Annotated in this window: 5 protein-coding genes; 4 read left to right on the plus strand and 1 reads right to left on the minus strand. The window is 60.9% G+C overall.

Annotated features, from left to right (window positions below; translation table 11 throughout):
• The 4 genes from IEX53_RS23705 to IEX53_RS23230 form a co-directional block, all read left to right on the plus strand.
• Window positions 1–203: hypothetical protein (locus IEX53_RS23705; protein WP_210311700.1), on the plus strand; the 203-nt coding region annotated here is incomplete at its 5' end.
• Window positions 204–324: 121 nt separating this feature from the next.
• Complete coding sequence (gene clpB, locus IEX53_RS23220) at window positions 325–2,928, plus strand: ATP-dependent chaperone ClpB (protein ID WP_188826546.1); 2,604 nt, start codon at window positions 325–327, stop codon at window positions 2,926–2,928.
• Between the two features lie 247 nt (window positions 2,929–3,175).
• Window positions 3,176–4,609, plus strand: coding sequence for a L,D-transpeptidase (locus tag IEX53_RS23225; protein WP_188826547.1), 1,434 nt, complete (start codon window positions 3,176–3,178; stop codon window positions 4,607–4,609).
• Window positions 4,610–4,867: 258 nt separating this feature from the next.
• Window positions 4,868–5,747, plus strand: a protein-coding gene (locus tag IEX53_RS23230) for an IS630 family transposase (RefSeq protein WP_268902613.1) whose coding sequence is annotated in 2 segments (ribosomal slippage) — window positions 4,868–5,170 and window positions 5,172–5,747 — 879 coding nt in all. Because the reading frame shifts where the segments join, the coding sequence is not laid out codon by codon here.
• Between the two features lie 240 nt (window positions 5,748–5,987).
• Here IEX53_RS23230 and IEX53_RS23235 read toward each other — a convergent pair.
• Window positions 5,988–7,946, minus strand: a complete 1,959-nt coding sequence (locus IEX53_RS23235) for a M23 family metallopeptidase (RefSeq protein WP_188826548.1) — start codon at window positions 7,944–7,946, stop codon at window positions 5,988–5,990.
• Window positions 7,947–8,592: the final 646 nt, after the last annotated feature.

Raw genomic sequence — 8,592 nt, forward strand, 5'->3', positions numbered from 1 at the left:
ATGGCTGCGCTGCCCATCGGCACAAAATCAGCCGCCGCGTAGAATTGAGATTCTTCACGGTCGACTATTTAATCATCATAGATTGTGTATTGCGTGTGGTTGCGGCGTTTATTGATTCGGATTCGCTTTTTATTATTATATTTCTGCTTCTCTCTCTCTCAACTCAAAGACGGCATCTTTCGTGCGTTTTGACGCGCGCGTGAGAGGGGTCATGCCTTGCCGGGTCCGGCCCGCTGTCCCATATGATTTGGGGCGCCGGGCGGATCAGAGTCACCAGCGCCTTCGCCGGTGCCTAAAGGGGCCGGGAAGAAAAAGGAGACGGTCATGAATATTGAAAAATATAGCGAGCGCGTGCGTGGCTTCATCCAATCGGCCCAGTCCTTCGCGCTCTCCCAGAACAATCAGCAATTCATGCCGGAACATTTGCTCAAGGTCCTCGTCGATGACGATGAGGGGCTGGCGACCTCACTGATCGAGCGGGCGGGAGGGAAGATCGCCGATGTGCGCCTCGGGTTGCAGGCGGCACTCGATGCATTGCCGAAGGTCACCGGCGGGAACGAGCAGCTTTACCTGTCCCAGCCGCTGGCGAAGGTTTTCAACACCGCCGAAGAACTGGCGAAGAAGGGAGGGGACAGCTTCGTCACCGTCGAGCGGCTCCTGACCGCGCTCGCCATCGAGAAATCGGCCAAGACCTCCGAGATTCTTTCGCGCGCCGGCGTGACGCCGGCGAAGCTCAACCAGGCGATCAACGATATCCGCAAGGGGCGCACCGCCGATTCGGCTTCCGCCGAAAGCGGATATGACGCGCTCAAGAAATATGCACGCGACCTGACCGCCGATGCGCGCGCGGGCAAGCTTGACCCGGTCATCGGGCGCGACGACGAAATCCGGCGCACGATCCAGGTCCTGTCGCGGCGCACCAAGAACAATCCGGTGCTGATCGGCGAGCCGGGCGTCGGCAAGACGGCGATTGCCGAAGGGCTGGCGCTTAGGATCGTCAATGGCGACGTGCCCGAATCGCTGAAGGACAAGCAACTGATGGGGCTCGACATGGGATCGCTGATTGCCGGGGCGAAATATCGCGGCGAGTTCGAGGAGCGCCTCAAGGCAGTGCTTTCGGAAGTGCAGGCGGCGGCCGGGCAGATCATCCTTTTCATCGACGAGATGCACACGCTGGTCGGCGCGGGCAAGGCGGATGGCGCGATGGACGCCTCCAACCTCTTGAAGCCAGCGCTGGCGCGCGGCGAACTCCACTGCATCGGCGCAACGACGCTCGACGAATATCGCAAATATGTCGAGAAGGACGCTGCGCTCGCCCGCCGGTTCCAGCCGGTCTTCGTCAACGAGCCGACCGTGGACGACACGATCTCGATCCTGCGCGGCCTCAAGGAAAAATACGAGCAGCATCACAAGGTGCGCGTCTCCGATTCGGCGCTGGTGGCGGCGGCTTCGCTATCGAACCGCTACATCTCCGACCGCTTCCTGCCGGATAAAGCTATCGATCTCGTCGACGAAGCCGCGGCGCGACTGCGCATGCAGGTCGATTCGAAGCCGGAAGAGCTCGACGAGATCGACCGCCGCATCATGCAGTTGAAGATCGAGCGCGAGGCGCTTCGTAATGAGAAGGACGCGGCTTCCAAGGACCGGCTCGAAAAGCTGGAAATGGAACTGGCCGGTCTGGAAGAAGAATCGGCGCGGCTCACCTCCGTCTGGCAGGCGGAAAAGCAGAAGCTTGGCCTTGCCGCCGACCTGAAAAAGCAGCTGGATGAAGCGCGCAATGCGCTCGCCATCGCGCAGCGCAGCGGCGAATTCCAGAAGGCGGGCGAGCTTGCCTATGGCAAGATCCCGCAACTCGAGAAGCAATTGGCCGAGGCCGAAAGCAGCGAGAACAAGGGCTCGATGCTGGAAGAGACCGTCTCGTCCGATCACGTGGCGCAGGTCGTTTCGCGCTGGACTGGCGTCCCGGTCGACCGGATGCTGGAGGGCGAGCGCGAGAAGCTGCTCCGCATGGAGGACGAGCTTGCCAAGCGCGTCGTCGGCCAGGGCGAGGCGGTGCAGGCGGTGTCGAAAGCGGTTCGCCGCGCGCGCGCCGGGTTGCAGGATCCGAACCGTCCCATCGGCTCATTTATTTTCCTCGGCCCCACCGGCGTCGGCAAGACGGAACTCGCCAAGTCCCTCGCCGCCTTCCTCTTCGCGGACGAAACGGCGCTGCTGCGCATCGACATGTCGGAATATATGGAGAAGCACGCGGTCGCCCGGCTCATCGGCGCGCCTCCCGGCTATGTCGGCTATGACGAGGGCGGCGTGCTGACCGAAGCGGTGCGGCGGCGTCCCTATCAGGTGATCCTGTTCGACGAGATCGAAAAGGCGCATCCGGACGTCTTCAACGTGCTGCTGCAGGTGCTCGACGATGGGCGGCTCACCGATGGGCAGGGCCGCACGGTCGATTTCCGCAACACAGTCATCATCATGACCTCCAATCTCGGCGCCGAATATCTGGTCGGCCTTGGCGAGGATCAGGATGTGGAAACGGTGCGCGAAGAGGTGATGGCAGTGGTGCGGGCGGCGTTCCGTCCGGAGTTCCTCAACCGTGTCGACGAGATCATCCTTTTCCACCGGCTCAAGCGCAAGGACATGGACAAGATCGTCGATATCCAGCTCGAACGGCTGCAGAAGCTTTTGAGCGATCGCAAGATCAGGATCGAGCTCAATGAAGAGGCCCGCAACTGGTTGGCGCAGAAGGGCTACGATCCCGCCTATGGCGCGCGTCCCCTGAAGCGCGTCATCCAGAAGGAAGTGCAGGACCCGCTCGCCGAGCACATCTTGCTGGGCGATATTCTCGACGGCTCCACGGTGAAGATCACCGCCGGTTCCGACCGCCTGAATTTCCGCGCGAAGGCCCCGGCCAAGGCGGCTGAAGCAGCCTGATTCGATAAGGGAGTAGGGGAATAAGGGAATAGGGGAGTATGTTTGGGTTGAGGCTGGCAATAGCCTTCCTCCCTTCCTCCCTTCCTCCCTTCCTCCCTTCCTCCCTTCCTCCCTTCCTCCCTTCCTCCCTTCCTCCCCTAAATCCCTTCTCTCTCGCTCGCCATTTTCATGTCCAGTTCATCTGTTCAACGAAATATTAAGGTAGAATCGCGGAAGTGCGATTCGCTCATTCATTTTGGTATGGTTCATGCAGCGCGTTTCTTCCCTCTTTCAGCTTGCCTTACTCGCCTCCGCAACCGGCACGGTGTTTTCCAGCCCCGGTGAGGCGGGGCCATTCGAGGGCAGACGCGGAGCGGGCGGCGAGGGCGCCATCCAGCTCGCGCAGCTCTATGACCCCGGCGAGGAAGTCTATCGCGACGGGCGCATCCGCATCTATATCGACCCGAACGGACGCCGGATCACCATGGATCGGCGCGGACGCATCCTGTCGGTCGAGGAGCCGGACAGGCGCGTGCGCCGTGTGGCCCCGCCGGAGGACAATTGGACGCTCGACGGTCCCGGTGGCGGCGGCGAGCCCTATGACGGGTTCAGCGACGGACCCGATGATTCCTATGCGCGCTATCCCGATGCGCCGCCGATCGACCCCTATTACGAACCGATCCCGCGGGGCACCTATCGGGGGAACATCGATGGGCAGGTGGAGCGCTCGACGCTACCCCCTCCGGACGCTTCCGCTTCGCTCGGCGACGATCCACGCCAGCCAGCCATCGATGCTCCGCGCGGCGTGCCCGCGCCTGACGAGATGACCCCAGCCATCGAAATGCCGAAAGGCGAGGGCGCGAAGGCCAGGATCGCTGCCTACCAGGTGCTGCTCGACCGGGCCGGCGCATCGCCCGGCGCCATCGACGGGCGCGCGGGCAGCAATGTGGACAAGGCCACCGCGGCTTATGGCGAACTGGCAGGCAAATTCCTCGACCCCTCGAATGAGGCAGCCATCAATGCGGAGCTGGAAGCGACCGGCGGGCCGGCCTTTACCGAGTACACCATCACCAATGAGGATGTGGGCCGGCAATATGTAGCCTCCATCCCGGAAGACTATGCGCATAAGGCGCAGCTTCCGGCGATGGCCTATACATCGGTCACCGAGATGCTGGGCGAGAAATTCCACATCGACGAGGCCTATTTGAAGGAGATCAATCCGGGCGTGAATTTCAACCAGCCCGGCTCGGTTGTGCGCGTCCCCAATATCGGCGAGCCCGTCAAAGCCAAGGTGGCGCGGATCGTCGCCGACAAGGTGCGCAAGCAGGTGCGCGGCTATGACGAGACGGGCAGGCTGGTGGTCGCCTATCCCTCGACCATCGGCTCATCCGACACGCCCTCGCCCTCCGGCATCGTGCAGGTCGAGCGCATCGCAATCAATCCGAATTACACCTATAATCCGAAGATCAATTTCAAGCAGGGCAACAATGACAAGATCCTCACCATCCCGCCCGGCCCGAATGGCCCGGTGGGGACGGTATGGATCGCGCTCTCGAAGCCGACCTACGGCATTCACGGCACGCCCGAGCCGTCCAAGATCGGCAAGACATCCAGCCATGGCTGCGTTCGCCTGGCGAACTGGGACGCGGAGGAATTGGTGAAGCTGGTGAAGCCGGGCGTGACGGTGGAGTTCATGGATTAAAGTTGGTTTCAATTAGAGTTTGCTAGAGCTCAACTGAAACGCTGTTAAGAAAAGCTGCTGCCGTCATCCTCGAGACAAGGGGGGCGCTGTTTCAGCGCTTGAGCATATCATTCTTAGATGGAAACAGCTGGCTCCTTCTTCTAAAGCATGTCGGCGTTTATAGGATTCGCGATTCCCAAGACTGTGAATGTGTGATTCCCTTCGTTTCGAAGGGAGACCGAGATGGGCAAGTCGCATCCGATAGCATTATGAGAGCGAGTGATAGCGTTTGTGGGAGAAGGTCATGGGCATCGCGCTGCCCCAGCTCGCCACTTTCGGGTATCGCCGCGCTTTGTGAACAATCTGGTGAACCTGAAGAACGAGACCGGCTCGCTTGAACCACGCCGTCAGGGGCATATGGGCGGCGGCAAACTGTCGTCCCATCACGATTGGCTCAAGGAGCGGATGCTGGGCAATGGCGAGCCGACACTGGATGAACTTTGCGTGGAATTCGCCGAACGCGGCGTCACCGTACATCGCTCCAGCATCGGGCGTCTTCTCCACCGGCTTGGGCTGAGCCATAAAAAAAAGCCTGATGGCCAGTGAGCGGTTGCGGCGCAAACCGTTCTTCAATAAGGCATTGGCACGGCTCGTTTTTATCGATGAGACTTCAACGAATACTAAACTGACCAAGCGGTCCGGCTGGTCGCCGCGCGGCCAGCGTTATCGAACCCATTCGCCCTTTGGCTCCTGGAAATCCCAAACCTTCATCGCCGGCCTGCGTTCCCATGGCATGGTCGCGCCATGGATCGTCGACAGGCCGATGAACAGCCGCATCTTCGAGACGTGGATAGAAACCCAGCTCGCGCCGACACTGCACAAAGGCGATGTCGTCATCCTCGACAATGTCGCCTTTCATAAGAGCTTGCGAGCCGAGGAACTGGTTCGAGCGAAAGGTGCCTGGCTCCTGTTCCTTCCACCATACAGGCCTGACTTGAACCCTATTGAGATGGCCTTCTCAAAACTCAAGACCCTTTTGCGAAAACGTGCGGCGCGCAGCTTCGACGCAATCTCCGATGCCCTCGGCGAAATCTGCGATCTCTTCTCCATCGCAGAATGCAGAAACTACTTCAAAGCTGCTGGATATGAGGCCAATTAAATACGACACGCTTTATCGTTGCGGCCACGGCCATCGTAGAGGCATGGATCCCAGTGCTTGTCACTGGGATCCATGCCTCTACGTCTCCATGACAACAACGGCTCCAAACGGGATTCAGGCGATTCCATCAAAACATGAGCCGCTCGAGTTCTGACAGACTCTAGCTTGGAAACGCCGGCAGGGCAGAGGGGCGCCTCGCACCGACCTGAATCAGTTCACGCTAGACGCGGCGCTCCCAGCCTATCCGCTCGACGCCCCCGTCGCGGCAAGCTTCGTTCCATTGTCCTTCTGGTCGTCGAGCAGCTGATCGATGCGCTGGCGCTCGCGCTTGAAGGCTTCCAGTTCCTTGCCCTTCAGGGATTTGTTGTCCGGCAGGCGGATGCGCATCGGGTCGACCCGGGTGCCATTGACCAACACCTCGTAATGAAGATGCGGTCCGGTGGAGAGGCCGGTCGAGCCGACATAGCCGATGACCTGTCCCTGGCGTACGCGGGCGCCCGGCGTTACCCCCGGCGCGATGGCGTTCTGGTGGGAATAGCTCGATTCATAGCCATTGGCATGGCGAATGACGGTCTGCTTGCCATAGCCGTTGGTCCAGCCGGCGCGCTCGACCACACCGCTGCCGGCGGCGATGATCGCGGTGCCGCGCGGTGCGGCCCAGTCCACGCCCGTGTGCATGCGCGAGTAGCCAAGGATCGGATGGCGGCGCATGCCAAAAGGCGAGCGGAAGATACCGTTCGGCACCGGATTGCGCAGCAGGAACTGCTTGGCGCTCTTGCCGTTCTGGTCGTAATAGTCGGTCGTGCCGTCAGGCGCGCGGTAGCGATAGAATTTGCGGGTCGTCCCGCCAAAGGTGGCGGCGACATAAAGAATTTCCGATTCTTCGCCCGCCGTCTCGGAATCCTCCGGCAAGGAGAAGAATGCCTCGATCTGGTCCGATGGGGTGATTGTTGCCTGAAGGTCCACATCGGAGGCGAGCATCTTGACGAGTTGGCTCGTCATGGTCTCTGTCATCCCATAGGCGAGCGCCGCGCGGTAGACACCATCATAGACAGTAGGGAGGTCGCCGCGAATGCGTGGCAACGGGGCACTGCCGTCGAAGGCGGTGCGCAAAAGCGGCGTCATCTCCGGCTCGCTCGACGGCACATATTGGTCGCGGTCGTCGAGCGCGACGGTCAGCAGATGCTCGGTGCCGTCATAGATGCTGGCGCGGACGATCCGGTCCTCATCATTGCGCGATTCGACCCCGATGCGCAGCACGCTGCCGGCCTTGAGCTGCGTAGAGTTCATCAACTTGCCCAGCGCCTCGGCCATTTGCGCGGCGTGGGCGCCGTCATAGCCGGCCTTGGCCAGCGCGTCGGACATTTCCTCATCCTCGCGGAAGGGAATCACCTCCTCCGAAAAGCCGGCGCTGACGGCATCCGGCGCGGCGCGCGGGCTGATGCTGACATTTTCCTGGATGATGCGGACATCGAGCGGCGAGGTCAGCGAATAGGGCGACTCGCTGTTGCCGAAGCGAAGCGGGTCGACATAGTGGAGCGAGGCGACCTGCACGTCACCGTCAGTCAGCAAAAGCCCGGTGGTGCGGACCACATTCTCCACTTCATCGGCGGTCAGGTCGGAGGACGTATCGAATTCCGCCGTCGCGAGTGGGAAATCGGATGTCTTGAGGCTGACCTCGCTCTCCACCTTGGCGCCATAGATCTGGCCCGTGCTTGCGCTCTGTGCCGGTGGGGCGCCTTCCGAGAAAATGGCCATGGCGTTGAAGGGCGGATATTTCCTGCTTCCCGGATGATCGGCGGCCAGGGTCATGCGCACGAATTCGAAGGGGCGGGTGCGAATCACTTCCCTCTCGCCGACCTTCTGCATAGTCGATACGTCGAAGCGGCGGCGGTCCCGATTCTTCTGCACGGCAGTGGTGGCGACGACGCGATCGCCCTTGGTCGTGTCGTTCTCGGCGTCGGGCCCCTGCATGTCATCGCGCGCGAGCAGTTCCGGCGGCGTCGCCAATTGCTCCCGACCGTCCAAAGCTGCAAACAGCGCAACGCCCATCAGCATGGAGGAGGTGATGCCCGTCAGGAACGTGCCGGCGAGCCAGCGCGCGGAAATCTCACGGCGATCCGGCGGCCCGCGTCGCCCATCCGTGATGAGCGGCGGCTCGTTGCCGGGGTCTATCGCGTGCCGCTCGTATTCCTTCATCAGTTAAGCGCCGGTCCCCTGTTCGTGCCGCGCGAGCGAATCTGCGCCGCTGCGCTGGCCGGTCCTGCTGATCCAAGCATCCGCCGTCTCGGGAATCCGGATTGATTCCCGGGCCGATGCCCTAGGCTGGAAAATGAGGGGGTGTCCCCTGTTAACCGCAAGTCTTGCCCGCCCGAGGCTCTCAAGTCAACGTAAGCTAGAGATCGAAGCCGTTTCCCTCTTCATACCGCACAATTTTGATCCCCGTGCCCTGACCAGACCCCGAAAGGCATCTGACGATAAAGAAGGGCTAGAAATCGAATAGGGCGGGTTTGTGGCTGGAGGGCAGGGAGAGGCACATTGCCCCCTTGGTTAATGCCTGTCTCTTGAAAAGCCGTGTTTTATACCTATATCAGCTTCCCAAGCGTCAACCTCACACCCACTCCTTATATGCGCGCTCCCTGTAAAGGAGGCTGCGTGACGGGAATGCGAAGGCAGTGTGAAAGTTTTTTGAAAAATCTTCAAAAAGCGTGTTGACAGTTTGGCGGTGTGGACCCTATATAGCGACACAACGACGGCGGCGGCGCCACTGGCGACTGACCGCTTCGCTCTGATGGTAAGATGAGAAACTGGTTTCTTGTTTTGCTGTAAAGGTCTGAAAAGACTG

Origin of the sequence: Paramesorhizobium endophyticum, from assembly GCF_014640615.1 — a bacterium.
GTDB classification, from domain to species: Bacteria; Pseudomonadota; Alphaproteobacteria; order Rhizobiales; family Rhizobiaceae; genus Paramesorhizobium; species Paramesorhizobium endophyticum.